Origin of the sequence: Nocardioides sp. YIM 152588 (assembly GCF_040191335.1) — a bacterium.
In the GTDB taxonomy this organism is placed as follows: Bacteria; Actinomycetota; Actinomycetes; order Propionibacteriales; family Nocardioidaceae; genus Nocardioides.
Genome location: NZ_JBEGDJ010000016.1, coordinates 12787 through 38154 on the forward strand (window position 1 = coordinate 12787; position 25368 = coordinate 38154).

24 protein-coding genes are annotated in these 25368 nt (G+C 74.5%); 17 read left to right on the forward strand and 7 right to left on the reverse strand.

The annotated features are described in order from the left end of the window. Window positions 1-14: 14 nt before the first annotated feature. The gene (locus ABLM29_RS10120) at window positions 15-563 is read right to left on the reverse strand and encodes a cupin domain-containing protein (protein ID WP_349713976.1); all 549 of its coding nucleotides are present in this window, start codon (window positions 561-563) and stop codon (window positions 15-17) included. Beyond that, window positions 560-820 (reverse strand): hypothetical protein, encoded by a 261-nt coding sequence (locus ABLM29_RS10125; protein ID WP_349714039.1) that lies wholly within the window; start codon window positions 818-820, stop codon window positions 560-562. The genes ABLM29_RS10120 and ABLM29_RS10125 overlap by 4 nt, the downstream gene beginning before the upstream one ends. Between ABLM29_RS10125 and ABLM29_RS10130 the strand changes: the two genes are divergently transcribed. Together ABLM29_RS10130 and ABLM29_RS10135 are read left to right on the forward strand one after the other, a co-directional pair. Next, on the forward strand, window positions 726-1100 hold the full coding sequence (locus tag ABLM29_RS10130; RefSeq protein ID WP_349713977.1) for an SDR family NAD(P)-dependent oxidoreductase: 375 nt from the start codon (window positions 726-728) through the stop codon (window positions 1098-1100). The genes ABLM29_RS10125 and ABLM29_RS10130 overlap by 95 nt on opposite strands. Continuing rightward, complete coding sequence (locus ABLM29_RS10135; RefSeq protein ID WP_349713978.1) at window positions 1097-1981, forward strand: fumarylacetoacetate hydrolase family protein; 885 nt, start codon at window positions 1097-1099, stop codon at window positions 1979-1981. Before ABLM29_RS10130 ends, ABLM29_RS10135 begins: the two co-directional genes overlap by 4 nt. Here ABLM29_RS10135 and ABLM29_RS10140 read toward each other — a convergent pair. Together ABLM29_RS10140 and ABLM29_RS10145 are read right to left on the reverse strand one after the other, a co-directional pair. Next, window positions 1962-4340 carry a beta-glucosidase family protein gene (locus ABLM29_RS10140; protein ID WP_349713979.1) on the reverse strand — a complete coding sequence of 793 codons (2379 nt, stop codon included), beginning with the start codon at window positions 4338-4340 and terminating at the stop codon, window positions 1962-1964. The genes ABLM29_RS10135 and ABLM29_RS10140 overlap by 20 nt on opposite strands. 51 nt (window positions 4341-4391) lie before the next feature. Then, complete coding sequence (locus tag ABLM29_RS10145; RefSeq protein WP_349713980.1) at window positions 4392-5630, reverse strand: glycoside hydrolase family 1 protein; 1239 nt, start codon at window positions 5628-5630, stop codon at window positions 4392-4394. 111 nt (window positions 5631-5741) lie between these two features. On the opposite strand from ABLM29_RS10145, the gene ABLM29_RS10150 reads away from it, so the two are divergent. Next, a complete protein-coding gene (locus ABLM29_RS10150; RefSeq protein WP_349713981.1) occupies window positions 5742-6905 on the forward strand; it encodes an alpha/beta hydrolase family protein in 1164 nt (387 codons plus the stop codon). A gap of 88 nt (window positions 6906-6993) precedes the next feature. Here ABLM29_RS10150 and ABLM29_RS10155 read toward each other — a convergent pair whose 3' ends face one another. After that, on the reverse strand, window positions 6994-7761 hold the full coding sequence (locus ABLM29_RS10155; protein ID WP_349713982.1) for an IclR family transcriptional regulator: 768 nt from the start codon (window positions 7759-7761) through the stop codon (window positions 6994-6996). A 73-nt stretch (window positions 7762-7834) separates the two neighbouring features. Between ABLM29_RS10155 and ABLM29_RS10160 the strand changes: the two genes are divergently transcribed. From ABLM29_RS10160 to pcaDC, 5 genes are read left to right on the forward strand one after another with little or no spacing between them, the layout of a single operon-like run. Then, window positions 7835-9067, forward strand: coding sequence for a 4-hydroxybenzoate 3-monooxygenase (locus tag ABLM29_RS10160; RefSeq protein WP_349713983.1), 1233 nt, complete (start codon window positions 7835-7837; stop codon window positions 9065-9067). Next, window positions 9052-9855 (forward strand): protocatechuate 3,4-dioxygenase subunit beta, encoded by an 804-nt coding sequence (gene pcaH / locus ABLM29_RS10165; protein WP_349713984.1) that lies wholly within the window; start codon window positions 9052-9054, stop codon window positions 9853-9855. The genes ABLM29_RS10160 and pcaH overlap by 16 nt, the downstream gene beginning before the upstream one ends. Then, window positions 9852-10424, forward strand: coding sequence for a protocatechuate 3,4-dioxygenase subunit alpha (pcaG, locus tag ABLM29_RS10170; protein WP_349713985.1), 573 nt, complete (start codon window positions 9852-9854; stop codon window positions 10422-10424). The genes pcaH and pcaG overlap by 4 nt, the downstream gene beginning before the upstream one ends. Next, window positions 10421-11638 (forward strand): lyase family protein, encoded by a 1218-nt coding sequence (locus tag ABLM29_RS10175; RefSeq protein WP_349713987.1) that lies wholly within the window; start codon window positions 10421-10423, stop codon window positions 11636-11638. The genes pcaG and ABLM29_RS10175 overlap by 4 nt, the downstream gene beginning before the upstream one ends. Continuing rightward, entirely contained in the window at window positions 11635-12822 is a 1188-nt protein-coding gene (gene pcaDC, locus ABLM29_RS10180; RefSeq protein ID WP_349713988.1) for a bifunctional 3-oxoadipate enol-lactonase/4-carboxymuconolactone decarboxylase PcaDC, read from the forward strand. The genes ABLM29_RS10175 and pcaDC overlap by 4 nt, the downstream gene beginning before the upstream one ends. Before the next feature lie 21 nt (window positions 12823-12843). Here the strand turns inward: pcaDC and ABLM29_RS10185 are convergent, their stop codons facing one another. Continuing rightward, complete coding sequence (locus tag ABLM29_RS10185; protein ID WP_349713989.1) at window positions 12844-13311, reverse strand: hypothetical protein; 468 nt, start codon at window positions 13309-13311, stop codon at window positions 12844-12846. 136 nt (window positions 13312-13447) lie between these two features. Between ABLM29_RS10185 and ABLM29_RS10190 the strand changes: the two genes are divergently transcribed. Continuing rightward, on the forward strand, window positions 13448-15058 hold the full coding sequence (locus ABLM29_RS10190; protein WP_349713990.1) for a hypothetical protein: 1611 nt from the start codon (window positions 13448-13450) through the stop codon (window positions 15056-15058). Window positions 15059-15106: 48 nt separating this feature from the next. Continuing rightward, window positions 15107-15397 carry a hypothetical protein gene (locus tag ABLM29_RS10195; RefSeq protein ID WP_349713991.1) on the forward strand — a complete coding sequence of 97 codons (291 nt, stop codon included), beginning with the start codon at window positions 15107-15109 and terminating at the stop codon, window positions 15395-15397. Window positions 15398-15422: 25 nt separating this feature from the next. Here ABLM29_RS10195 and ABLM29_RS10200 read toward each other — a convergent pair whose 3' ends face one another. After that, window positions 15423-16313 (reverse strand): LysR substrate-binding domain-containing protein, encoded by an 891-nt coding sequence (locus ABLM29_RS10200; RefSeq protein WP_349713992.1) that lies wholly within the window; start codon window positions 16311-16313, stop codon window positions 15423-15425. Between the two features lie 83 nt (window positions 16314-16396). Here ABLM29_RS10200 and ABLM29_RS10205 point away from each other — a divergent pair, with 83 nt between their 5' ends. The 7 genes from ABLM29_RS10205 to ABLM29_RS10235 all read left to right on the forward strand — a co-directional run bounded on the left by ABLM29_RS10205 (window position 16397) and on the right by ABLM29_RS10235 (window position 25338). Next, window positions 16397-17614: a thiolase family protein gene (locus ABLM29_RS10205; protein ID WP_349713993.1), complete on the forward strand. Its 1218-nt coding sequence runs from the start codon at window positions 16397-16399 to the stop codon at window positions 17612-17614. Next, window positions 17611-18294 (forward strand): 3-oxoacid CoA-transferase subunit A, encoded by a 684-nt coding sequence (locus ABLM29_RS10210; RefSeq protein WP_349713994.1) that lies wholly within the window; start codon window positions 17611-17613, stop codon window positions 18292-18294. The genes ABLM29_RS10205 and ABLM29_RS10210 overlap by 4 nt, the downstream gene beginning before the upstream one ends. Then, window positions 18291-18965 (forward strand): 3-oxoacid CoA-transferase subunit B, encoded by a 675-nt coding sequence (locus tag ABLM29_RS10215; RefSeq protein WP_349713995.1) that lies wholly within the window; start codon window positions 18291-18293, stop codon window positions 18963-18965. Before ABLM29_RS10210 ends, ABLM29_RS10215 begins: the two co-directional genes overlap by 4 nt. A gap of 106 nt (window positions 18966-19071) precedes the next feature. Beyond that, the gene (locus tag ABLM29_RS10220; RefSeq protein ID WP_349713996.1) at window positions 19072-20079 is read left to right on the forward strand and encodes an iron ABC transporter substrate-binding protein; all 1008 of its coding nucleotides are present in this window, start codon (window positions 19072-19074) and stop codon (window positions 20077-20079) included. After that, on the forward strand, window positions 20076-21728 hold the full coding sequence (locus ABLM29_RS10225) for an ABC transporter permease (RefSeq protein WP_349713997.1): 1653 nt from the start codon (window positions 20076-20078) through the stop codon (window positions 21726-21728). The genes ABLM29_RS10220 and ABLM29_RS10225 overlap by 4 nt, the downstream gene beginning before the upstream one ends. Beyond that, on the forward strand, window positions 21725-22798 hold the full coding sequence (locus ABLM29_RS10230) for an ABC transporter ATP-binding protein (RefSeq protein WP_349713998.1): 1074 nt from the start codon (window positions 21725-21727) through the stop codon (window positions 22796-22798). The genes ABLM29_RS10225 and ABLM29_RS10230 overlap by 4 nt, the downstream gene beginning before the upstream one ends. Beyond that, window positions 22795-25338, forward strand: coding sequence for an AMP-binding protein (locus ABLM29_RS10235; RefSeq protein WP_349713999.1), 2544 nt, complete (start codon window positions 22795-22797; stop codon window positions 25336-25338). Before ABLM29_RS10230 ends, ABLM29_RS10235 begins: the two co-directional genes overlap by 4 nt. Window positions 25339-25368 lie beyond the last annotated feature (30 nt).

Here is a 25368-nt window from a genome sequence, read left to right on the forward strand (position 1 = left end):
GTGCCCGGAAGGGGTCAGTCGCGGGGACCGCCGTGCATCAGGCCGGCCGTCCCGCCCGGCAGCGTCGCCACCAGGGCCGGGTCGAACTCGCCGTCGACGAGGACGAAGACCACCCGCGCGGTCACCTCGCCGCGGTTGGCCCAGGCGTGGTCGGTGCCCCGCTGGACCACCACGTCGCCCGGACCGAGGGTGACCTCGGAGTCGTCGAGGATCAGGGTGATCTCGCCCTCGAGCACGATCCCGTAGTCGATGGACGCGGTGCGGTGCACCGGCGACTGCAGGCCGCGCTCGTCGAGGTGGCCGGGGGCGAACTCGTTGATCCGGATCTTGGTCCCGCGCGGCGGCGGGGGCACCGCGAGCGTCCGCTCGGTGGGCTCAGTCTCCTCGACCGCGGTCACTCGCGCCGGCGCGCCCTCGGTGTTCCAGACCTCGTGGAAGGCCACGCCGTCCTCGGGCAGGTCGCGGCTGACCGGGACCGGGCCGTCGGTGAGCACCACGGATACGCCGTCGGGGGTGTGGCCGGTGACGACCCGGCGCGGCACGCGGGGCTGGAAGTCGCTCATGCGTGGCTCACGATCGGGCCGCCGTGCAGCTCCACCATCTCGGGCCACAGGTTCGGGATGCTGAGCCGGACCGGTGGCTCGTAGTCGGTCAGCTCGGCGTAGGCGCGGTGCAGGTTGCAGACGACCCGCTCGGCCTCGGGCCAGTCGCGGTACGGACCGTCCTTGTGCTTCTGGGCGGCCTCGAGCGGGGTCAGGTACACCGCGAGCAAGTGGGCGCTGCGCGGGCTGACCCGGTCGGCCTCGCTCGAGCTCGGCACGACCCGTGGGATCCGTGTCAACGCGGTGATGCCGGGCCTGGTCGACACCCCGCTGATGGAGTCGGCGCCCGCCGCCTTCTTCGACGCGGCGCTGGCCGAGATCCCGCTCGGGCGGGTCGGCACACCGGCCGACGTCGCGCCGACGGTCGTCTTCCTGCTCTCCGACGCCTCGGCGTACTACAACGGCGCCGAGCTGGTGATCGACGGCGGCATGGCGGCGCACGTCACCCACAAGCGGATCGCCGACGCCACGCGGCCCGTGCCGGAGGCGGTCGGGTGAGGCTCGCGACGCTGCGCAGCGGTCCGGCGGTGCTCTCCGAGGCCGGCGCGCACCCGCTCCCCGAGTCGGTCGGGGCGCTGGTCGCCGGCGGGCTGGACCGCGCCCTCGAGATCGGCGGCCGGGCGCTGCGCGGCCGTCCGGAGCCGTACGACGAAGCCGACCTGGTGCTGCCCTTCCGGCCCGCGGCGGTGCGCGACTTCGTCACCTTCGAGAGCCACGTCGAGGGCGTGCGCCGCAGCGTCGACGGGAGCTCCGGCGTACCGGAGGCGTGGTACGACGCCCCGACGTTCTACTTCACCAACCCGCACGCGCTCTACGGCCCGGGCGCGGCGGTCCCGCGGCCGGCCACCTGCCGGGCGCTCGACTTCGAGCTGGAGGTCGGCGTGGTGCTCGGCGCCGGCGGCTCCACGCTGACGGAGCGCGAGGCCGCCGACGCGGTCTTCGGCTACACGATCGTCAACGACTGGTCGGCCCGCGACCTGCAGTCGCGGGAGATGCAGGTCGGCCTGGGGCCGGCGAAGGGGAAGGACTTCGCCACCTCGATCGGCCCCTGGATCGTCACGGCCGACGAGCTGGCGGCCCATGCCGACGGCGACGGCTTCCTCGACCTGGACTGCCGGGTCTCGGTCAACGGCTCGCTCGTCGGCCGCGACCGGCTGGCGCACATGCGCTGGACGTTCCCGCAGATGATCGCCTACGCCTCGCGCGACTCCCGCGTGGTGGCCGGCGACCTGCTGGCGTCCGGAACGACCGGGGGCGGTGGCTGCCTCGCGGAGCTGTGGGGTCGCCGCGGCGAGCAGTCCCCGCCCCCGCTGGAGCCCGGTGACAGGGTGACCATGGAGGTCGAGGGGCTGGGCACCCTCACGGGGTCGGTGGCGTGAAGGGCACCTCGCCCCGGATGTCGCCGAGCCCCCGGGCCACCAGCAACCGGCCTCCGGTCAGCGGGTGCCAGGCGCCGTCCGCCCAGGTGCGCAGCGCGCGCGGGTCGAGCTCGACGTCGACGTCGCGGCGCTCGCCCGCATCGAGGTCCACGGTGCTCCAGCCGACCAGTCGGACGGGCTGGTCGTCGCGGTCCTCCGGCTCCGGCTGGAGGTAGACCTGGACCACCTCGCGCGAGGCACGCGAGGAGGTGTTGGTCAGGTCGACGGAGAGCACCCGGCCGTCGAGCGACACCTCGCCGTACTCCCAGGAGCCGTAGCCCAGCCCCTCGCCGAACCAGTACGCCGGCGCGGGGGCGCGGCGGGCGGCGTAGCCCCGGTAGCCCACGAAGACGCCCTCCTCGTAGGTGAGCCGGCCGTCGGTCGGCACGACGTCCCACGCCGGGGCGGCGCCGTCGGCTGCGGGGAAGGACGTCACGAGGCGTCCGGCGGGCTCGATCTCCCCGAGGAGCGCCGCGGCGACCGCGTGCCCGCCCTCCTGTCCGGGCAGTCCGGCCCAGAGCACGGCGTGCACCTCGTCGCGCCACGGCATCAGCACCGGGGTGGCAGCGTTGACGACCACCACCGTGCGAGCGGCCGCGGCGGCGACCGCGGAGACCAGCTCGTCCTGTCGGCCCGGGAGCGCCAGCGTCGACTTGTCGGCCGCCTCCGTCTCCTCCTCCTCGGTGAGTCCGACGACCACGACGGCGACGTCGGCCTCACCGGCGGCGGCCACCGCGGCCGCGATCGCCTCGTCGTCGCTGGGTGGTGTCGGCTCGGCGACGAGCCCCACGGCCACCATCGAGTCCCCGGTGAGCTCGGCGACCAGCTCGGCCGGCTCGGCCAGGACCACGTCGGTCTGCCAGGCGGGCGGCTGGAGCACGTCGGCCCCGATGTCGTTCGAGACCGACTCCAGGGTCACCTCGTGGGAGGCGTCGCCGGCCGTCACCCGCGCGTGCGCGACGCCGAGCACGCCGATCCGCGTCGCGCCGGCCGGCAGGGGGGTCGACAGCTCGACCCGCGCGACCGGTTCGCCGAGGTCCTCGCCGGGCAGGCCGACGATCGTCCTCGCCTCCTCCGAGTGACGGTCGGAGAGGAGCGCGCCGGACCCGCCGAAGAGGCGGACCCGCATGCCGGACGGGCTCGGTCGCGGGCGGCTCCGGACGGCGACGCCGTCGACGACGGTCACGCGGTCGCTCGCCTCCCGCAGGCCGTCGGCGATGCTGACCTGGTGGGGTGCGCGCACGGTGGCCGAGCCGCCGCCCATGCAGGTGGTCTCGAGTGCCGGGCGGCCGACGAGGGCGATCCGGTTCTCGCGGGCCAGCGGCAGCGCGCCGTCGTTGGCGAGCACTGTCATGCCCTGGGCGGCGAGCCGGAGGAGCTGCTCCCGGCGTACCGCGCCGGCGGGGTCGGGGACGACGCTGGGCCAGGCCCGTGGCGCGTCGAGGGCGCCGACCCGGTCGGCCAGGCGGAGGAGGCGGTGCAGGTGATCGTCGACGACCGACTCGGCGACCTCGCCGGCCTGGACGGCGGCGACCAGCGCCGGTCCCCACGGCCCGAGCGGGCCCGGCATGACCAGGTCCAGCCCGCCGTTGGCGGCCGGCCCGGCCGACTTCGTCGCGAACCAGTCCGACATGACCAGGCCGGACCAGCCCCACTCGCCCTTGAGGATCCCGTTGATCACGTGGTCCTGCTCGGTCGCCGGCACGCCGTTGACGTCGTTGTAGGCCGCCATCACCGACCACGGGTCGGCGTCCTGGACGGCGATCTCGAACGGGAGCAGGTAGACCTCGCGGAGCGTGCGCTCGTCGACCACGCTGTCCACGGTGCTGCGATCGGTCTCGGACTCGTTGGCGACCAAGTGCTTGACGCAGGCGCCGACGCCCCGGTCCTGCAGCCCGGCGACGTACGCCGCCGCGAGGTGCCCGGTGAGCAGCGGGTCCTCGGAGTACGCCTCGAAGAGCCGACCGCCGAGCGGGCTGCGGTGGAGATTCACCGTGGGCCCGAGCACCACGTGGATCCGCTGCCGCTCCGCCTCCTCGGCGAGCAACCGGCCGACCTCGGCCGCCGTCTCCCGCCGCCACGACGACGCCAGCAGCGTGGCGTTCGGGAAGAGGCAGGTCAGCGGGCCGCCGGTGAACTCCAGTCCGCGGACGCCGGTCGGGCCGTCGGAGAACGCCATCGGCGCCAGCCCGATCTCGTCCTCGCCGTGCAGCGTGAACATGCTCGCGCCGGTGAGCAGCCGGACCTTGCGGTCCAGCGGCAGCCGGGCCACGCGCTCGGCCAGACGTTCGTCGAGTACCTCGTCGTTGAGTCCACCCATGCCCCCACGCTGCCAGCCGGAGGTTGGTCGGCGGTAGTGCCGGCGTCGGGCTCAGGCGCGCGCGGCCTTCACCAGCGCGGCGTAGACGCCCGCGCTCGGCTTCGGGGTGCGCGCGAAGGTCTCCCGGTCGACCTCGTGCAGGCCGAGCCGGTGGGCGTAGCCGAAGACCCACTCGAAGTTGTCGAGCAGGGTCCAGTGGATGTAGCCGAGCACCGGTACGCCGTCGACCATCGCCGCGCGCAGCCCGGCCAGCGAGGGCTCGATGAAGCCGGCGCGCAGCGCGTCGTCGCCGGTGTCGATGCCGTGCTCGGTGACCAGGATCGGCACCCCGGCCACGGAGTGGGCGTAGCGGACCGCGCCGGCCAGCGACAGCGGCTCGACGGCGGTGCCCATGTCGTTGACGGGGACGCCGGCGGCGGGCGGCACGGGTCCGAAGGCGTCGTACGGCGTCCGCTCGTAGTTCTGCACGCCGAGGAAGTCGTCGCCGCGCGCGAGCTCGAGCCAGCGCTGGTAGACCTCGGCCCGCTTCCGGTCCCGCATGGTCGCATCGTCGCCGTCGACGACGTCGTCCATGACCGCCAGGGAGAAGCCGACCGGGAGGTCGGGACGCCGTGCCTTGATCGCGGCCCTCGCCGCTCGGTGCCCGGCCTCGAGCCCGTCCTCGATCGCGCCCAGCTCCTCCGGCAGCACGACGTTGGCGAGGCGGTAGGTCTCGACGCCCGCCTTCACGGCGCAGGCCTCGAGGGTGGCGCGCTCGACCCGGCGTACGGCGTCGGGGAGGTTCAGCCAGGAGAGCAGGTGCGGCAGGTTCGGCTCGTTCAACGTCACCGCGTAGGCGATCCGGTCGCCGAAGCGCGCCATCAGCAGGTCGCAGTAGCGAGCGAAGAGCGCCGGCGCCTCGGGGTCCAGCCACCCGCCGCGCGCGGCGAACCAGTGCGGCGCGGTGAAGTGGTTGAAGGTCACCACCGGCGCGATCCCGCGCGCCACGCACTCGTCCACGAGCTCCTCGTAGTGGGCGAGCGCCTCCTCGGAGAACCCGCCGCGGACCGGCTCGACGCGCGCCCACTCCACGGAGAAGCGGTAGGCGGTGAGCCCCATCCCGGCCACCAGGTCCACGTCCTCGCGCCAACGGTGCCAGCTGTCGCAGGCCGGGCCCGACGGCTCCTGGAAGACGCTGGGGGAGACCCGCTCGGCGAACCAGGTGTCGCTGTCGACGTTGTCGCCCTCGATCTGGTGCCCGGCGCCGGCGGCGCCCCAGAGGAAGCCGGCCGGGAATGTGAGGTCCGTCATACGGGCCACCCAACCCCGTTCGCGGGGGCGCCGGAACCTGGCTGCTGCCGATACCTCCCATCACGACGGCGCGGGTTCCCCACCGGTGTGACGCGCGGCACAGTGGCGAGCATGTTCGAGTACTTCACGGGCCCCAAGTACGTCTGGAACCTCGGCGTCAACGCCACGCTGAACAACGGCGGCGCGATCGACGAGGTGGACCGGGCCTGCCGGCCCGCCCGTGAGGCGCCGGACGTGGACTCGGGCAGCCGGATCTTCATGGAGGCGTGGAAGGCGGTCGCCGACCAGTTGGCCGACCAGGCCCGCGCCTCGGAGGCGGCCGGCCGCCTGCGCACCGCCGGCCAGCAGTGGTATCGCTCCGGCCTCTACGTCTGCCAGGCCGAGCGGATGCTCTCCAACACCGACCCCGGCCGCCGGGCGTTCTACCAGCAGGCGCTCGACGCCTTCGCCAAGGTCTTCGAGATCGCCGACCCGGCGACCTCGCGGGTCGAGGTGCCCTTCGAGGACACCACGCTGCCGGCGTACTTCTCCAACGCCAGCAAGGACGGCGAGCCGGTGCCGTGCGTGATCATGTGGAACGGCCTGGACTCCACCAAGGAGCACATGTACACCTCCGGCTGGGCGCAGGAGATGCGGGAGCGCGGCATCTCGGTGCTGATGATCGACAACCCCGGCTCGGGCGAGGCGCTCCGCTTTCAGGATCTGAAGTCGCGGATCGAGTCCGAGGACTGGGCGAAGGCACAGGTCGACTACCTCGAGGGCCGCTCCGACGTCGACAGCGACCGGATCGGCCTGGTCGGCTGGTCGCTCGGCGGCTACTACGTGCCGCGCGCCGCGGCGTTCGAGAAGCGGATCAAGTTCATCGCGGTCTGGGGCGCCAACCACAACTGGGGCGAGGTGCAGAAGAAGCGGCTGCAGCGCGAGGGCGAGAACCCGGTGCCGCACTACTGGGAGCACGTGCTCTGGGTGTGGGGCTTCGACGACGTCGAGAAGTTCATCCAGTACGCCGAGGGCGTCAACCTCAACGGCGTCGTCGACAGGATCGCGGTGCCCTTCCTGATCGCGCACGGCGAGAACGACCGGCAGATCTCGGTCGACTACGCCCACCGGTCCTACGACCAGGCCGTCAACAGCCCGAAGCGGGAGCTCCGGATCTTCACGGTCGAGGAGGGGGCCGCCGAGCACGTCGGACTCGACCACATGCCGCACATCAACGCGTTCATCGCCGACTGGGTCGAGGACACGCTCGCCGAGATCGACGCCGGCGCCTACTGAGCGTCCTTGGAGCGCGAGTCGGCAGAAACTTTCTGCCGACTCGCGGGTTCCGGGGCCGAGTCGGCAGAAAGTTTCTGCCGGCTCGCGATCAGGCGGGGCGGGCGGTCCGGCGCTCCAGCTCCCGCCGCACGCCCTGCGCGGCGACCTGGAGCGCCGCGACGAGGCGGGACCTGTCGCGGCGCAGGGACGGGACGACGAGCGCCAGGGCCGCCACCACGGTGTCGTCGGCCGCACGCACCGGCACCGCGACCGAGCAGGCACCCAGGGTCATCTCCTCGTTCGTGGTGGCGTACCCGTCCCGGACGACGCGCTCGAGCTGCTTCTCGAGCACGGCGGGCGCCACGACCGTGTACGGCGTCACCCGGGTGAGGCCGGACAGCACCCGCGCCCGCACCTCGGCCGGCGCATGCGCGAGCAGCACCTTGCCGACGCCGGTGGCGTGCATCGGGAGCCGGGAGCCGACCCGGCTGACCACCGGCACCGACGCCACGCCGGAGAGCCGGTCGAGGTAGAGCACCCGGTCGCCGTCGCGCTCGGCCAGGTGGACCGTGGCCCCGGTGGCGGCCTGCAGGTCCTGGAGGAACGGCGCGGCGACCTCCCGCAGCCCGGTCTGCACCGGCGCGAGCAGCCCGATCTCCCAGAGCCGCCGTCCGACGACGTAGGTCCCGTCCGGCAGCCGCTCGAGCGCCCCTCCGCCGACCAGGGTCCGCGCGATCCGCAGCGCCGTCGGCGGGGTCAGGCCGCTGCGCTCGGCGATGTCGGTCAGCCGCAGCCGCCGGTGTCGGTCGTCGAAGGCGCCGAGCACGGCGAGGGTGCGCTCGACCAGCGATGCGCCCGGGGTCGATCCACCTGCCATGGACGGCAGCCTATTCCACTGAGTGAAAGCATGGAGTCGACGCCGTGACCCAGGTCTCCTTACGGTTCGGCCCATGACCGCCGCCAGCAGCACCCGCACCCAGGTCGCCGTCGTCGGCGGCGGCCCCGCGGGGCTGATGCTCAGCCACCTCCTCCACCGGGCCGGGATCGAGACCGTCGTCATCGACCACCGCACGGTGCACGAGATCGAGAGCACCCACCGCGCCGGCATCCTCGAGGCCGACAGCGTCCGGCTGCTCACCGAGACCGGCGTCTACGCGACGGGCGCGGAGCGCGTGCTCACCGAGGGCGACCGCCACGGCGGGATCTACCTGCGCTTCGGCGGCGAGAGCCACCACGTCGACTTCGAGCGACTGGTCGGCGCCTCGGTGTGGCTCTACCCCCAGACCGAGGTCTTCGTCGACCTGCACGCCGCCCGGACCCGCGACGGGGGCGACCTGCGCTACGGGATCTCGGGGACGACGGTCTGCGAGGTCGAGCACACACCGCGGGTGACCTGCACCGACCCGGACGGCGCCGTCCACGAGGTCCGGGCCGACCTGGTCGTCGGCGCCGACGGCTCGCGCAGCATCTGCCGGGACATCGTCGCCCGGGGCGAGTCGGGCCACCGCCGCTACGGGCGGGAGTACCCGTTCGCCTGGTTCGGCTTCCTCTGCGAGGCTCCCAAGAGCGCGCCGGAGCTGATCTACAACCGCTCCGAGCGCGGCTTCGCGCTGGTCAGCCAGCGCACCGAGTCGATCCAGCGGATGTACTTCCAGGTCGACCCGGACACCGACCCGGCCGACTGGTCCGAGGACCGGATCTGGACCGAGATGCAGCTGCGGCTGGCCGGCCGCGACGGCTTCGAGCTCCGGACCGGGCCGATCATCGAGACCTCCGTGCTGCCGTTCCGCAGCTTCGTGCAGACCCCGATGCGCCACGGCAACCTGGTCCTGGCCGGCGACGCCGCGCACACCGTCCCGCCGACCGGCGCCAAGGGGCTCAACCTCGCGCTGGCCGACGTACGGGTCCTCGCCGAGGTGGCCGAGAACGTGCTGCTGAAGGGCGAGGAGGAGGGCGAGCAGGCGCTGGCCGGCTACACGGACCGTGCCCTGGCGCGGGTCTGGAAGGCCCAGCACTTCTCGTACTGGATGACCACGATGCTGCACCGCGCGCCCCCGGCCGCCGGCGGCGCGTACAGCGACTTCGACGAGCGCCGCCAGCTGGGCGAGCTCGCCACCCTGGTCTCGTCCGAGGCCGGGTCGACCTACCTCGCGGAGGGATACACCGGATGGCCGACGCCATGACCGACCCAGGACCGGCGCTGGAGCCCCAGCGCGTCATCGACGACGAGATCGCGACGATCGCCAAGGAGTACGAGCAGGCCGGCGGCCTGGCGGGAGAGCTGGAGACCCAGCCGCGGGTCGACTACCCGCCGTACCGCTCGAGCATCCTGCGCCACCCCACCAAGGACCTGCACCACGCCGACCCCGAGGGGATCGAGCTGTGGGCGCCCTGCTTCGGCGAGCGCGACATCGACCCGCTGGAGGCGGACCTGACGATCCAGGACGGCGGCGAGCCGATCGGGGAGCGGATGGTCGTCACCGGCCGGGTCGTCGACGGCGAGGGCCGGCCCATCCGCCGGCAGCTGGTCGAGGTCTGGCAGGCCAACGCGGGCGGACGCTACGTCCACAAGCGGGACCAGCACCCGGCACCGCTGGACCCCCACTTCACCGGCGTCGGCCGCTGCCTGACCGACGACGACGGCTGGTACCGGTTCACCACCATCAAGCCGGGCCCCTACCCGTGGCGCAACCACCACAACGCGTGGCGGCCGGCGCACATCCACTTCTCGCTGTTCGGCACCGACTTCACGCAGCGGATGGTCACCCAGATGTACTTCCCGGGCGACCCGCTCTTCGCGCTGGACCCGATCTACCAGGCGATCGTCGACCCGCGCGCCCGGCAGCGGCTGGTGGCGACGTACGACCACGACCTCACCCAGCACGAGTGGGCGACCGGCTACCGGTGGGACATCGTGCTCACGGGGTCCCACCGCACGCCGCTCGAGGGTGACACGGAGGCCGACCGATGAGCACCGCCACGGGGAGCACGAGGCTGACCGCGACGCCGGGCCAGACCGTCGGCCCGTTCTTCCACTACGCCCTGCCGTACGACGGCGACCGCGAGCTCGTCGCCCCCGGCACCCCCGGCGCGGTGCTGCTGCACGGCACCGTGCGCGACGGCGACGGCAACGGCATCCAGGACGCCCTGGTCGAGATCTGGCAGGCCGACCCGTCCGGACGGGTCCTCCAGCGGCCCGGCTCGCGACGCCGCGACGGCCACGTCTTCACCGGCTTCGGCCGGTCCTCGACCGACCGCACCGGGCGGTACGTCTTCACGACGCTCCGGCCGGGGCCCGTGGACGGCGGGCTGCCCTTCTTCGCCGTCACCGTCTTCGCCCGCGGGCTGCTCAACCGGCTCTTCACGCGGGCCTACCTGCCGCTGGAGGGTGCCGCCCCGGATGCGCTGCTGACCGCGGCCGGCGAGCGTGCGGGCACCCTGGAGTGCGTCCGCGACGAGGACGGGCTGCGGTTCGACATCACGCTGCAGGGCGCGGGGGAGACCGTCTTCCTCTCCTATCCGGGACACTCGGAGGCGTGAGCACCCTTCTCTGGCCCGGGGACCACCGCGCCGGATCGCTGATGTCGGACGCCGCGCTCGTCGAGGCGATGGTGGCGGTCGAGCAGGCGTGGCTCGACGCCCTGGTGGCCACCGGCGTCGCTCCGGAGTCCGCGAGTCGGCACAGACTCTCTGCCGACTCGCGCTCCGAGGCGTCGGTCTCTGCCGACTCGGCGCTGGACCCGGCCGAGGTCGAGGCCGGCGGCAACCCGGTGATCCCGCTGGTCCGCGCGCTGCGCGCGGCGCTGCCCGACCATGCCGCCCCCTGGGTGCACCGGGGGCTGACCAGCCAGGACGTCCTCGACACCGCGCTCGTGCTGTGCGCGCGCGACGCCGTCGAGGCGGTACGCCGCGAGCTCGGCGACCAGATCACGCTGCTCGTCGCCCTGGCCGAGGAGCACCGGGAGACCGCGATGCTCGCCCGCACGCTGACCCAGCCGGCGCTGCCCACCACGTTCGGCGCGAAGGCGGCCACCTGGCTGCACGCCGTGCTCGACGCCGACGACGCGTTGGCGGCGCTGCGCTGGCCCGTGCAGCTCGGCGGGGCGGCCGGCACGCTGGCGGCACCGGTCGAGCTGGCCGGCGTCGAGGGTGGCCGCCAACTGCGCGGCCTGATCGCCGCGGGCCTGGACCTCGACGGGGGCGCCCCGTGGCACACCCGCCGCACGACGGTCACCGCGCTCGGGGACGCCGCGGTGACCGCCACCGACGGGTGGGGCCGGATCGCCAACGACGTGCTCGCGCTGGGCCGCCCGGAGATCGGTGAGCTGCGCGACGGCTCGGCCGGCGGCTCCTCGGCGATGCCGCACAAGGCCAACCCGACGCTCGCGGTGCTGGTGCGGCGCGCAGCCCTGGCCGGGCCGCCGCTCGCCTCGACGCTGCACCTGGCCGCGGCCGCGCAGGTCGACGAGCGCGCCGACGGCGGCTGGCACGTCGAGTGGCAGACGCTGGCGCTGCTGCTGCGGCGTACCGTCGTCGCCGCCGCGCAGACCACCGGGCTGCTGCGGGGGCTGGGCGTCGACACCGACCGGATGGCGGCGCACCTGGCCGCGTTCGAGGACGACCTGCTCGCCGAGCAGCGGTCCGTCGCCGCCGTCACCGGGCGACCGCCCGCGGCGACCTACCGCGGCCTGGTGGATGACCTGATCGACGAGGCGCTCGTCCGCGCCCGCACCCGCCTGAAGGAGCATCCGTGACCGTCACCCTGACCCACCTCGGCGGCGACGAGGCCCGTCCGCTGCTGGTGCTGGGCCCGTCGCTCGGCACGTCGGTCGAGGCGCTCTGGTCGGCCGCCGCCGAGCACCTCGCGCACGACTTCCACGTCGTCGGCTGGGACCTGCCGGGCCACGGCCGCAACCGCACCGCGCCGGCCGACGGGCTGACCGTGGCGTCGGTCGCGGCGGACGTGGTGGCCGCCGTGGACGCGCTCGCCGGTCCGGGAACCACGTTCCACTACGCCGGCGACTCGGTCGGTGGCGCCGTCGGGCTGCAGCTGCTCCTCGACGCCCCGGAGCGGGTCGGCACGGCGACGCTGCTCTGCACCGGCGCCAGGATCGGTACGGCCGACGGGTGGCGCGAACGGGCCGCCGCGGTCCGGGCGTCCGGGACGTCGTCGATGGTCGCCGGGTCCGCCGCGCGCTGGTTCGCCCCCGGGTTCCTGGAGCGCGACCCGTCCCGGGGCTCGGCGCTGCTGCACGCCCTCGCCGACACCGACGACGCCGGCTACGCCGCGGTCTGCGGCGCGCTGACCACGTTCGACGTCCGCGACCGCCTGGGCGAGATCGGGGTCCCGGTGCTCGCCGTGGCCGGTGCCCTCGACGAGCCCACCCCTCCGTCCGGGCTCGCCGAGATCGCCGACCGGGTCCGCGACGGTCGCGTGGTCGTGCTGGACGACGTGGCACACCTGGCACCCGTCGAGGCGCCCGTGGAGGTGGCGGAGATGATCCGGCAGCACACGCTGCGCGCGGGCCCGGCGCCGACCGCGGAGCGGGACGGGCTGACCGTCGCCGAGGCCCGCGCCGCGGGGATGACCGTGCGCCGCGAGGTGCTCGGCGACGCCCACGTGGACCGCGCCACGGCGGCCGCCACGGACCTGACGGCCGAGTTCCAGCAGTTCATCACCGAGTACGCCTGGGGCGGGATCTGGACCCGGCCCGGCCTGGACCGACGCTCCCGCTCGCTGATCACACTCACCGCGCTGGTCGCCCGCGGCCACCACGAGGAGCTCGCGATGCACCTCCGCGCGGCGCGCACCAACGGCGTCACGGTCGAGGAGATCAAGGAGCTCCTGCTGCAGACCGCGATCTACTGCGGGGTGCCGGACGCCAACACGGCGTTCCGGATCGCGCAGCAGACGCTGGCGGAGCTGGGCGAGGCCTGAGCCCGGTCGCCGGGGCCTGTGCTACTCCGACCGGCGGGCCAGCGAGCCGGCGTACTGCACCATCGTGCGGTCGTAGTCGGCGATGAGGCGCTCGCACCGGTCCACGAGCCGGTCGAAGGCGCTGCTGTCGGCGTACACGCCGACCCGCGCGCTGTAGGCGCGCTGCTCGCGGGCGAGCGCGCGCCGCAGCGACTCCTGGGCCGCCGCCGCGGTCGTGGTCCGCGCGAAGACCCGCTCCACCCCCGCGGCTACCACGACCACGAAGCCGAGCGTCGGCGCGACCCACCCCGGCGCGCCCACCGCCTCGCTCAGGGGCACCCCGGCGCCGGCGACGATGACCACGATCCAGAGCGCCTGGATGCCGACGGTTCGCAGCAGCGCCTCCCGCTCGCCGTTGCGGATCCGGGCGCTGATGTCGTCGAGGTACATGCGTCGGTCCTCGGCGATGCGCTTGGGCGGGCGGTCGGGTGGGGGACCGAGCGTGCTCATGGGCGGTCACGCTAGTGCGCGGGCGGGACCTTCGTCCCGGTCGGGGTCGGATTGGCGTCGGCTCCCGTTGAGGTGCCGCGCCGGGAGGCCTAGTGTCGACAGCAGCGCGCGGCGCCGCGCGCGAGGCGGGCGGGCGATGCTGAGGCTGGCGGACTTCGAGAAGCCGTTCTACGGGCTCTCCCCGCGCGGCAGCGCGGGCAAGCCGCTGACCGTGACCGTGATCGTGGTGGCGATGAACCTCCGCAAGTGGCCCGAGCCCGTGCTCACGGCGACGGACCTCGAGACGGTGATCTTCGGCCCGGGCGGGTCCGTCGCCGAATGGATCGAGGAGATGTCCCAGGGGCGGCTCCTCCTCGTGCCGCACCCGACCGTCCCGGTCCTCGGGCCTCGGTGGAGCAGCTACGACTACCGGTTCTACTACCGGGAGGGGCCGTGGTCGCCCGGCGCGCTCGCCGAGGACAGTCCCCACCGCTGGGTGGACGCCGGCGGCGTCTACGGCGAGAAGGGGAGGGTCTGGTACCTCGACGACGACGGCTACGTCGGCGGCCACAGTCACAGCTGGGGCGAGATGCTGCGCGCGGTCGACGCCGACCCGCGGATCAGCCTGTCGTCGTACGACACCGACAAGGACGGCTCGCTCGCGCCGACCGAGTGCCTCTTCCTCCTGGTGAAGAACCAGGCGGCCACGCGCGGCTTCAGGCGCCCCGTCTTCGCCTCGGAGGTGCCGCTGCCGGCGAAGAAGCTCGGCTTGGACGGCGTCCACATCGCCAACATCGCGGAGCTCTACGCCGCGCCGCCGCACGGCTGGGTGGACGTCGCCGCGGCGGGCGAGGAGCTGCTGCACCTGGCCGCCGACCTGGACGACCAGTACCCGGACACGGGGCGGCCCCAGCCGCCGCCGCCGTACCGGACGGACGACGACCCCGGCCGACCCGGCCAGTACTCGATCTCGGACGCCGGCGGGCGGCCCGTCCACGTCGACCCGTACCACAAGCTCAAGTGGGGCTGGCTGAACCCGCAGCTGGCCGACGCGACCGGCACCTACACGCTCGGGCCGGCGGCGACGACGGGGGACGCGCTGATCCTCGCCAATCCCCACGTGGGGACGCGGGAGTTCTTCATCGTCGAGAACCGGTGGCGCGGCGCGAGCTACGACCAGCACCGCGACAAGGCCTGCGGTGACGGGCTGGCGGTCTGGCACTGCATCCAGGACCCGTCGCTGGCGGACAACTGGGCGCGCCGGGCCGTGCACCTGCGTCGCGCCGATCCGCGCCTCGGTGCCACCGGGCTGCCGCAGGACGAGCGCGTGCTCTTCGACGGGTCGGCGCCGGGGCGCGGCTACGACCTCCACGACGACTCGACGCCGACGAACCTGCGGTTCCGGGACGGGTCGCCGAGCCGGCTGGCGATCCGCGCCATCCCCCCGGCGGCCGAGACCATGACCATCCACGTCACCGTTCCGCCGGAGCCGGGGAGCGTCGCGGTGGCGGTCGGGCGGGTGAGCCGCCTGCGCGTCCACGAGCGCGGCACCGGCTACGGCGTCCCCGGGCGACGGCTGCCGCAGGACTGCGTCGTCTCGGTGGACTCCGAGCCGGGTGGCACCTTCGGCATCGACCTGGGTGGACCCGAGGGGCGCTGGATGTTCGACCTCGTCAGCGAGGCGTTCGCCCGGGGCGAGCCGGTCAGGCTCGAGTACCGCGCCCAGACCGCCGACGGCGGCGAGGTGCTGAGGGTGCTCCGTGCGTAGGTACCGACCCGGCCACAGCCACCACGAGAGAGCAGGAGGGACTCGACGATGAGCATCTCCACGGCGAGGGGCACGCTCAGCTATCTGCGGGTGCACGAGAGGGGCACCAAGTACGGTCCGCCCGGCGACGAGCTCGATGCCGAGGTCATCGTGAAGGTCACCGGCGGCGACGACGCCTACGGCTTCCAGTTGCGGGCCGATGCGAACCTGCCGGTCCGGGAGGCGATGCTCACCCTGCTGCGGGAGGCGTTCACCGCTCGGCGACCGGTGCTCATCGACTACGTCGACAACCCCGGGCACCACAACCTGCGGATCTATCGGGTGATCCTCCTGGCCTGACCGCGCCGGCGCGGCCCCGTGGCGTTCAGGCGGCGCCGACGGTGACGCGGCGGACCACGTCCGACACCCGGGTCACCGCTGGACCGGGGTCGGGCCGGTGCGCCAGCGCCAGCGGCGCGGAGACCGGGTCGCCGGCCAGGGGGACGTAGGCGACGCCCTCGAGGCGCAGCGCCCGCACCGAGGCGGGGACCAGTCCGACGCCGAGCCCGGCGGCGACGAACGCGACCAGCGTGCCGGTCTCGCCGACCTCGACGACGTCGGGCTCCAGGCCGACCTCGCGGAGCGCGTCGACGACCAGCGGCTGCATCGTCGACCGGTGGCCCGACGGGTGGGTGACCAGCGGCTCGCCGGCCAGGTCGGCGAGAGCGATGGCGTCGCGGCCGGCCAGGGCGTGGCCGGCGGGCAGCACGGCCACCAGTGGCTCCGTGCGCAGGTGCCGGATGACGAGGTCCTCCGCGCCGGTGCCGCCGGGCCGCAGCACCGCGAGGTCGAGCGTGCCGCCACGCACGGCGTCCAGGAGGGCGGGGCCCAGCAGCTCGCCGTGCAGCTCGAGCTCGAGGTCCGGCAGCTCCTCGCGCAGCCGTCGGGTGACGCGCGGCAGCACGTCGTAGGTCGCGGTACCGACGAAGCCGAGCCGGACCCGGCCCGCGCGACCGGCGGCCATCAGCGCGAGGTCGTCGGCGGTGCGGTCGGCGGTGCCGACGATCTCCGCGGCGCGGGAGCGGAGCAGCCGGCCCGCCTCGGTGAGGCGGACGGTCCGGGTCGAGCGCTCCACCAGGACCGCGCCGACCTCGTTCTCCAGGCGCCGCAGCTGCTGGGAGAGGGCCGGCTGGGCGATGTGCAGCCGCGCCGCCGCGCGACCGAAGTGCTGCTCGTCGGCGAGCACCAGGAAGGAGCGGAGCAGGCGGATCTCCATGCGGGCCAGTTTATGCACGCTGCTTATGAATCATGGTCGAAAGAGTATTGGACGTGATGAATCGTGCGTCCTAGCGTGGACGTGTGACCGCGAGCTTCCTCTACGCCAGCGTCCGTACCCCGTTCGGCCGGTTCGGCGGCGCCCTCGCCGGCGCCCGCCCCGACGACCTCGCCGCGACCGCCCTCGGCGGCGTGCTGGCGAAGGCGCCCGACCTCGATCCCGCCGCCATCGGCGACGTGGCCTGGGGCTGCGCGAACCAGGCCGGGGAGGACAACCGCAACGTGGGCCGGATGGCGGTGCTGCTCGCCGGCCTGCCGACCTCCGTGCCGGCCACCACCGTCAACCGGCTCTGCGGCTCGTCCCTCGACGCCGCGATCCTCGCCTCCCGGACCGTCGAGACCGGCGACGCCGACATCGTCGTCGCCGGTGGCGTGGAGTCGATGACCCGCGCCCCGTGGGTGCTCCCCAAGCCCGAGCGCGCGTTCCCCGCGGGCAACGCCACCGCCGTCTCGACCACCCTCGGCTGGCGGCTGGTCAACGAGCGGATGCCGACCGAGTGGACCGCCTCGCTGGGGGAGTGCAACGAGCAGCTCGCGGAGCGGTTCGCGATCTCCCGCGAGCGTCAGGACGCCTTCGCGGCCCGGTCCCACGCGCTGGCCGCGCGGGCCTGGGCCGAGGGCTTCTACGACGACCTGGTCGTGCCGGTCGAGGGCGTCGACCTCGCCCGCGACGAGAGCATCCGCGACGGCTCGACGCCGGAGAGGCTCGCCGGCCTCAAGCCGTCCTTCCGTACGCCGGAGGCCGGCGGCACCATCACCGCCGGCAACGCCAGCCCGCTCAACGACGGCGCCGCCGCCCTGCTGATCGGCTCGGAGTCCGCGGCCGATGCCATCGGCCGCGCGCCGCTGGCCCGGATCGCCGGCCGCGGGGTGCACGCCCTGGATCCGCAGGACTTCGGCTTCGCGCCGGTGGCGGCGGCCGAGGCGGCCCTGGCCCGCGCCGGCATCGGCTGGGACGACGTCGCGGCCGTCGAGCTCAACGAGGCGTTCGCCGTCCAGTCGCTGGCCTGCGTGGACGCCTGGAAGATCGACCCCGAGATCGTCAACACCAAGGGCGGGGCGATCGCGATCGGCCACCCGCTCGGCGCCTCCGGCGCCCGGATCCTCGGCACCCTGGCCGCGCGCCTGGCGGAGTCCGGCGGACGCTGGGGCGTGGCGGCGATCTGCATCGGCGTGGGGCAGGCCCTGGCCGTCGTACTGGAGAACGTCGGCGGCGCCACCACGACGGGTGCCGGCTCGTGACCGCCACGATCTGCGGCTCCTACGACGAGGCGCTCGCCGACACCCCCGACGGCGCCACGGTGCTGGTCGGCGGCTTCGGCATGGCGGGGATGCCCGTGGAGCTGATCGACGCGTTGATCCGGCAGGGCGCCACCGACCTGACGGTGGTCTCCAACAACGCCGGGAACGGCGACACCGGGCTCGCGGCGCTGCTCGTCGCGGGCCGGGTCCGCAAGGTCGTCTGCTCCTTCCCGCGGCAGTCGGACTCCTACGTCTTCGACGAGCTCTACCGGGCCGGCCGCATCGAGCTCGAGGTGGTGCCCCAGGGCAACCTCGCCGAGCGGATGCGCGCGGCCGGCGCCGGGATCGGCGCCTTCTTCTCGCCGACCGGCGTCGGCACCCCGCTCGCCGAGGGCAAGGAGACGCGGCGGATCGACGGGCGCGACTACGTCCTGGAGTACCCGATCAAGGGAGACCTGGCGCTCATCAAGGCCCACCTGGCCGACCGGATGGGCAACCTCGTCTACCGCAAGACGGCCCGCAACTTCGGCCCGGTGATGGCGACCGCGGCGGCCACCGTCGTCGCCCAGGTCGAGCGCGTGGTGCCGACCGGCGATCTCGACCCGGAGGCCGTGGTGACCCCCAGCATCTACGTCGACCGGGTGGTCCCGGCGGCGCACCCCGAGGAGGCGTCGGCATGACGAGCAGCACGGGAACGAGCACCGGCACGGAGCCCCGCACCAAGCACGAGATCGCCGCGGCGATCGCCCACGACATCGTCGAGGCGAACCCGGGCGGCGCCTACGTGAACCTCGGCATCGGGCAGCCGACCCTCGTCGCCGACCACCTGCCGGAGGGCTCCGGGGTGGTGCTGCACACCGAGAACGGGATGCTCAACATGGGCCCGGCCGCCCGTGGCGGCGACGTCGATCCGGACCTGACGAACGCCGGGAAGATCCCGGTGACCGAGCTCCCGGGGGCGTCGTACTTCCACCACGCCGACTCCTTCGCGATGATGCGCGGCGGCCACCTGGACGTCTGCGTGCTCGGTGCCTTCCAGGTCTCCGAGCGCGGCGACCTGGCCAACTGGCACACCGGCGCGCCGGACGCGATCCCGGCGGTCGGCGGCGCCATGGACCTGGCCATCGGCGCGAAGCGGGTCTGGGTGATGATGACGCTGCTCGACAAGGCCGGCCGCCCGAAGCTGGTGCCGGAGTGCACCTACCCGGTCACCGGGGTGGCCTGCATCGACCGCGTCTACACCGACCTGGGCACCTTCGCGATCACGCCCGACGGCGTCCGGGTGCTCGAGGCCCACGGCCGCACCGAGGAGGAGCTGGCCGAGCTGCTGGCGCCCGTGCGTCTCGTCTGAGCGCTGGACCGCGGATTCCCCGGGGGCAGCACCTTCGCCTAAGGTAAGTCTGCCCTAATAGGAATCCCACAGCGGGTTCACAGTGCACGCAGAGGAAGACACCGCAGTGAAGCGCATCTCCGCCGCCCTGTCCCTGGTCATCGCCGCCGCCCTCGGCACCGCCGCCTGCTCGGGCGACGACGGGCCGAAGGTCGTGGTCTACAACGCCCAGCACGTGCAGCTGCTGGAGGAGATCGCGCCGAAGTTCGAGGAGGCGACCGGGATCAAGGTCGAGCTGCGCAACGGCTCGGACTCCGAGATGGCCGCCCAGCTCATCCAGGAGGGCGACGCCTCGCCGGCCGACGTCTTCCTCACCGAGAACTCCCCGGCGATGGCCGCCGTCGAGCGCGCCGGCCTGCTGGCGCCGCTGGACGCCGCCGCGACCGACCCGATCCCGGCGCAGTACCGCCCCGAGAGCGGGCTGTGGACCGGCTTCGTCTCCCGGTCCACCGTCCTGGTCTACAACCCCGACCTGGTCGCCGAGGACGAGTTGCCCGCGTCGCTGATGGAGCTCGCCGAGCCGGAGTGGGCGGGCAAGGTCTCCTTCTCGCCGACGGGCGCCGACTTCCAGGCCATCGTGGCGGCGGTCCTCGACCTCGAGGGCGAGGACGCGGCCCGCGCCTGGCTGGAGGGCCTCAAGGCCAACGGCACCGTGTACGACGGCAACAACGTCGTGCTGGAGGCGGTCAACTCCGGCGAGATCGCGACCGGCATCGAGTACCACTACTACTGGTACCGCGACCAGGCCGAATCCGGCGAGAACAGCGACGACAGCACCCTGCACTTCTTCGGGAACCAGGACCCGGGCGCGTTCATCAGCGTCTCGGGCGCCGCGGTCCTCGACAGCGCCGAGAACGCCGACGGGGCCCAGGAGTTCGTCGCCTACCTGACGAGCGAGGAGGGCCAGCAGGCCCTCGCCGACAGCTACGCCCTGGAGTACCCGCTGAACCCCGCGGTCAGCCTGGCGCCGCCGGTGAAGCCCTTCGCGGACCTCGAGCCGCCGGCCGTGGCCATCAGCGACCTCGACGGCGACAAGGTGGTGGAGCTGCTCTCGGACGCGGGCTTCGTGCTGTGAGCGCCCCCGCCGGCCCCGGCCTGGACCCGGGCGACGTCGCCGCCTTCGGGCCGGCCGGCGCCGCGCCGCGCCGGGGCGGGCTGCCCCGGCCCCCGGTCGTGCTGCTGGCGCTCGGGGTCCTGGTGGTGGCCACCAGCCTGCTGCCGCTCGGCTTCGTGCTGTGGTCGACGGCGCAGATGGGCCCCGCGGAGGCCTGGGACCTGCTCACCCGCCCGCGCTTCGCGGACCTGCTCTGGAACACCACGCGGCTGCTGGTCGGTGGGGTCGCGCTGAGCGCCGTCCTCGGCGTCGGCTTCGCCTGGCTGGTCGCGCGCACGGACCTGCGGCTCTCGGGGCTGTGGCACGGCGTGCTCTGCGCTCCGCTCGCGGTGCCGGCGTTCGTGAACGGCTACGCCTGGGTCTCGACGACCCACGCTGTGCAGTCCTCCTACTGGGGCGCCGTGCTGATCGTCAGCCTCTCCTACTACCCGCTGGTCTACCTGCCCACGGTGGCGGCGCTCGGTCGGCTCGACGCCTCGGTCGAGGACGTCGCCGCCAGCCTGGGCGCCGGGCCCGGCACCTCCTTCGTCCGGGTGGTGCTGCCCGCGATCAGCCCGGCCGTGCTCGGCGGGGCGCTGCTGGTCGGCCTGCACCTGCTGGGGGAGTACGGCGCCCTGCAGCTGCTCAACTACCCGACCCTGACCACCGGGATCCTCGACCAGTACCGGGTCTCCTTCAACGGCCCCGCCGCGACCCTCCTCGCGCTGGTCCTCGTCGTCTTCTGCCTGGCCCTGCTCGGCCTGGAGGCGCTGGCGCGCGGCAATCGCCGGCGGGCACGCGTCGGCGCCGGTGTCGGACGCCCCGCCGCGCGGCACCGCCTGGGCCGCGCGGCACCCGTGTGGACGCTGGTGGTCGCCGGCTTCGCCGTCCTGACCCTCGGCATCCCGCTGAGCAGCCTGCTGCGCTGGCTGCTCCACGGCAGCTCGTCCTCGCTCTCGAGCGGGGGCCTCGGGTCCGCGGTCGGCACGACCCTCGGCCTCGCCGTCGTCGGCGGGCTGCTGACCACCCTCGCCGCGCTGCCCGTCGCGTGGCTCGCGGTCCGGTACCGGAGCACGCTCGCCACGCTGCTGGAGCGCGGCGTCTACCCGGCCAACGCGCTGCCCGGCATCGTCGTGGCGCTCGCGCTGGTGACGGTGTCGATCAACGTGGTGCCGGCGCTGTACCAGACGCTCCCGCTGCTGGTGCTCGGCTACGCCATCCTGTTCCTCCCGCGCGCCGCCGTCGGCGTCCGCTCGACGCTCGAGCTGGCCCCGCCGGTGCTCGACGACGTCGCGACGACCCTCGGCTGCACCCGCGCCGGTGCCGCGCGCCGGGTGACCCTGCCGCTGGTGCTGCCCGGCCTGGGCGCCAGCGTCGCGCTGGTCTCCCTCGCGGTCGCCACCGAGCTGACCGCGACGCTGCTCCTGGCGCCGACCGGCACCTCGACGCTGGCGACGCAGTTCTGGTCCCGCGCGTCCGCCGTCGAGTACGGCGCCGCCGCGCCGTACGCGCTGGCCCTGATCGTGCTCTCGGTGCCCGCGACCTGGTTGCTCGGTCGCGTCGCCGTCGTCCATCAGCAGAGCAACGAGCAGGGCAACGAGCAGGGCAACGAGCAGGGGAGGCCGGCATGACCGCGCTGACGGTGTCGGGACTCACCAAGTCGTTCGGGTCGGCCCGGGTGCTCGACGGGGTCGACCTCGAGGTCCCGGGCGGCCTGACCGCCGTGCTCGGCGCCTCCGGTTGCGGCAAGACCACGCTGCTGCGCATCCTCGCCGGGTTCATCGAGCCCGACGCCGGCACGGTGAGCCTGGGCGGCCGGGTCGTCGCGGGGGAGGGGCGCACCGTCCCGGCCCGCCACCGGCGGATCGGCTACGTGCCGCAGGAGGGTGCACTCTTCCCCCACCTCGACGTCGCGGCGAACGTCTCCTTCGGGCTGACCGGCCGGCGGCGTGCCTCCGGCGGACGGCGCGCCGCGCGGGAGCGCGTGGCCGAGATGCTCGACCTCGTCGAGCTGCCGCAGGCGCTCGCGGGTCGCCAGCCCCACGAGCTCTCCGGCGGTCAGCAGCAGCGGGTCGCGCTGGCCCGGGCGCTCGCGCCCCGGCCGGACGTGGTGCTGCTCGACGAGCCGTTCTCCTCCCTCGACGCCGGGCTGCGCGAGGAGACCGGCCGGGCCGTCGCCCGGGCGCTGCGCGCCAGCGCCGCGACGGCGGTGCTGGTCACCCACGACCAGGGCGAGGCGCTCTCCCTGGCCGACCAGGTCGCGGTCATGGCCGCCGGCCGGTTCGTCCAGGTCGCCCCGCCCGCGGAGGTCTACCTGGAGCCGGCGAGCCCCGCGGTCGCCGCGTTCGTCGGCGGCGCCGCCCTGATCCCGGGCGACGCCGTCGCGGGCTCGGTGGACTGCGCGCTGGGGCGGGTGACGGTCCGCGGGGCCGAGCAGGGGGCGGTGCTGATGGCCGTCCGTCCCGAGCAGGTCGCCGTGACCGCCGCGGGCGAGCCCGGCTCCCGTGCGGCGGCGGTGCGGGAGGTCTCCTTCTTCGGCCACGACGCCACGGTGCGCGTCCGGCTCGGTGGCGACGCGACCGCGGCCGGCGCGGTGGAGGTGACGGCGCGCGTCGGCGCCGACGACGTGCCCGAGCCGGGCAGCTCCGTCGGTGTCCGGCTCCTCGGCGAGGTGCTGGCCTTCCCCCGGGCGGAGTCGTGAGCACGCCGGCCCTCGCGCCCCTCGCCGAGCACTGGCTGCTCGGCGGCGCCGCCGACGACGCCGCGCTGGTGGTGGGGGACCGGACGATCACCTACGGCGGCCTCGCCGACCGGGTCGCGGCGGCGCGGGGGACCGGGCCACGCCGCCTCACGCTCCTGGAGGCCACGCCCACGCTGGAGTTCGTGGTCGCCTACCTCGCCGCGCTGGCGGACGGCGACCCCGTGCTGCTGATGGCACCGGGCGATCGCGAGCGGCACGGCCACCTGGCGGCGGCGTACCCGCCCGGTTCCACCGAGGGCCTGCACGAGGACCTCGCGCTGCTGCTGTCGACCTCGGGGTCGACCGGCTCGCCGAAGCTGGTGCGGCTCTCCCGCGACAACGTCGCGTCGAACGCCCGGAGCATCGCCGACTACCTGGCGCTGCGCCCGGGCGACGTCGGGATCACCGCGCTGCCGCTGCACTACTGCTACGGCCTCTCGGTCCTGCACAGCCACCTCGCGGCCGGCGCCACCGTCGTGCTCACCGACCTCTCGGTGGCGGACGCCTGCTTCTGGGACCTCGCCGAGCGCGCCGGTGTCACCGGGGTCGCGGGCGTGCCGCACACCTTCGCGCTCCTCGACGCCGTGGACTTCCGGGCCGGGGTGCTGCCGCGGCTGACGTCGCTGCGGTACCTCACCCAGGCCGGCGGCCGGATGGCACCCGACCGGGTCCGCTCCTACGTCGGCGACCTCGGCGCGCGCGGCGTCGACCTCTTCGTCATGTACGGGCAGACCGAGGCGACGGCGCGGATGGCGTACCTGCCGCCGCACCTGGCGCTGGAGCACCCGGACACCATCGGCGTGGCCATCCCGGGCGGGGCGCTGCGGGTCGACCCGGTCGACGGTGCACCGGACGGGTGCGGCGAGCTCGTCTACACGGGTCCCAACGTGATGATGGGGTACGCCGAGTGCCTCGCTGACCTGGCCCGCGGCAGCGAGCTGGCGGAGCTGCGCACCGGCGACCTCGCCCGCGTCACCGACGCCGGGCTGTTCCAGGTGCTCGGTCGCCGCGACCGGCACGCCAAGGTGCTCGGCCACCGGGTGGACCTGGACCGGGTCGAGTCGGCGGTCGCCGACGCCGGTCGCTCGGTCCGGCTGGTCGCGCGGCCCGAGGCGCTGTGGGTCTTCCTGGCCGGTGCGCGCGGCCGGGCGCGGGTCCGCGACCTGGTCGCCCGGTGCACCGGCCTGCGGGGGACCGCGCTGCGGGTGGTCGTCCTCGACGAGCTCCCCGTGACCACGTCCGGCAAGCCCGACGACGCGCCGCTGCGCGCCCACGTCGAGCGCGCGGAGGCGCTGGGGACGGCCGGGACGGCGTCGGCGGACGGACCGGTCACCGCCGAGGACGTCCGGGACCTCTACGCGGTCGCGCTGGGCCGCCCGGACGCGACGGTGGAGAGCACGTTCGTGGCGCTCGGTGGGGACTCGCTCTCCTACGTCGAGATCTCGACCCGGCTCGGCGAGCGGCTCGGCCCGCTGCCGTCCGGGTGGCCGTCGATGAGCGCCGCCGCGCTCGCCGCCGCCGGAGGACCGGCGGCCGGCGCCGCGACCGGCGTCGCCGGCGGTGGTCCCGAGCGGGCGCGGCGCCGCCCGCGGGGCGTGCCGGTGGACGTCTCGGTGCTGCTGCGCGCCCTCGCGATCGTGCTGGTGGTGGTCGCGCACGCCGACGTGCTGCAGGTCCAGGGCGGCGCCCACGTGCTGCTCGCCGTCGCCGGCTTCAACCTCGCTCGGTTCCAGCTCGCGGTCCCGGGTCGTGCGGAGCGGGTGCGTGCGGTGCTCGGCGGAGCCCGTGCGATCGCGCTGCCGACGGCCGTGTTCGTCGGCGTCCTCGCGCTCGTGGGCGACCAGTACCGCTGGTCGACCGCGCTGCTGCTCAACGGGTTGGTCGGCGCGGACACGTGGGACGACCAGTGGCAGCTCTGGTTCCTGGAGGCGCTGGTCTGGTCCTACGTCGCCCTCGCCCTGCTGCTCGCGGTGCCGGCGATCTCGCGGGCCCAGCGCGCCGCGCCGTTCGGCACGGCGCTGCTGGTGCTGGCGCTCGCCCTCGGGGTGCGGTTCTGGTGGACCGGTGTCGAGGCCGGGGCGACCGAGCGCTACACCCCGGGCGTCGTGGCCTGGTGCCTCGCGCTCGGCGCGTGCGCCGCGTTCGCCCGCCACGCGTGGCAGCGCTGGCTCGTGGCCCTCCTCGCGGTCGCGGCGACGATCGGGTTCTTCGGGGATCCGCGCCGGGAGGCGATCGTGGTCGCCGGTGTGCTGCTGCTGATCGCGGGCCGGCCGGTGCGGCTGCCGCGTCGCGTCGCGGCGGCGCTCGGCGCCCTCGCCGCGGCATCGCTGTGGATCTACCTGACGCACTGGCAGGTCTACCCGCCGCTGGAGGACGCGGGCCATCCCGTGTGGGCGGTCGTCGCCTCCCTCGCGGTGGGCCTCGCCGCGGCTGCGCTGGCGGCCCGCGGCGGGACGGTGCTCCGCGCGGCCCGTCGGCGTCTCCGGTTCGCGCCGCAGTAGCCTCGCGTCGGCGGCGCCGGCACGCAGGAG

Bases quoted from the DNA above. Each gene is read 5' to 3' on its own strand.
- ABLM29_RS10120 (WP_349713976.1), bottom strand. From the start codon at position 563: ATGAGCGACTTCCAGCCCCGCGTGCCGCGCCGGGTCGTCACCGGCCAC.
- ABLM29_RS10140 (WP_349713979.1), bottom strand. From the start codon at position 4,340: ATGGGTGGACTCAACGACGAGGTACTCGACGAACGTCTGGCCGAGCGC.
- ABLM29_RS10145 (WP_349713980.1), bottom strand. From the start codon at position 5,630: ATGACGGACCTCACATTCCCGGCCGGCTTCCTCTGGGGCGCCGCCGGC.
- ABLM29_RS10150 (WP_349713981.1), top strand. From the start codon at position 5,742: ATGTTCGAGTACTTCACGGGCCCCAAGTACGTCTGGAACCTCGGCGTC.
- ABLM29_RS10155 (WP_349713982.1), bottom strand. From the start codon at position 7,761: ATGGCAGGTGGATCGACCCCGGGCGCATCGCTGGTCGAGCGCACCCTC.
- ABLM29_RS10160 (WP_349713983.1), top strand. From the start codon at position 7,835: ATGACCGCCGCCAGCAGCACCCGCACCCAGGTCGCCGTCGTCGGCGGC.
- pcaH (WP_349713984.1), top strand. From the start codon at position 9,052: ATGGCCGACGCCATGACCGACCCAGGACCGGCGCTGGAGCCCCAGCGC.
- pcaG (WP_349713985.1), top strand. From the start codon at position 9,852: ATGAGCACCGCCACGGGGAGCACGAGGCTGACCGCGACGCCGGGCCAG.
- ABLM29_RS10185 (WP_349713989.1), bottom strand. From the start codon at position 13,311: ATGAGCACGCTCGGTCCCCCACCCGACCGCCCGCCCAAGCGCATCGCC.
- ABLM29_RS10190 (WP_349713990.1), top strand. From the start codon at position 13,448: ATGCTGAGGCTGGCGGACTTCGAGAAGCCGTTCTACGGGCTCTCCCCG.
- ABLM29_RS10195 (WP_349713991.1), top strand. From the start codon at position 15,107: ATGAGCATCTCCACGGCGAGGGGCACGCTCAGCTATCTGCGGGTGCAC.
- ABLM29_RS10200 (WP_349713992.1), bottom strand. From the start codon at position 16,313: ATGGAGATCCGCCTGCTCCGCTCCTTCCTGGTGCTCGCCGACGAGCAG.
- ABLM29_RS10215 (WP_349713995.1), top strand. From the start codon at position 18,291: ATGACGAGCAGCACGGGAACGAGCACCGGCACGGAGCCCCGCACCAAG.
- ABLM29_RS10230 (WP_349713998.1), top strand. From the start codon at position 21,725: ATGACCGCGCTGACGGTGTCGGGACTCACCAAGTCGTTCGGGTCGGCC.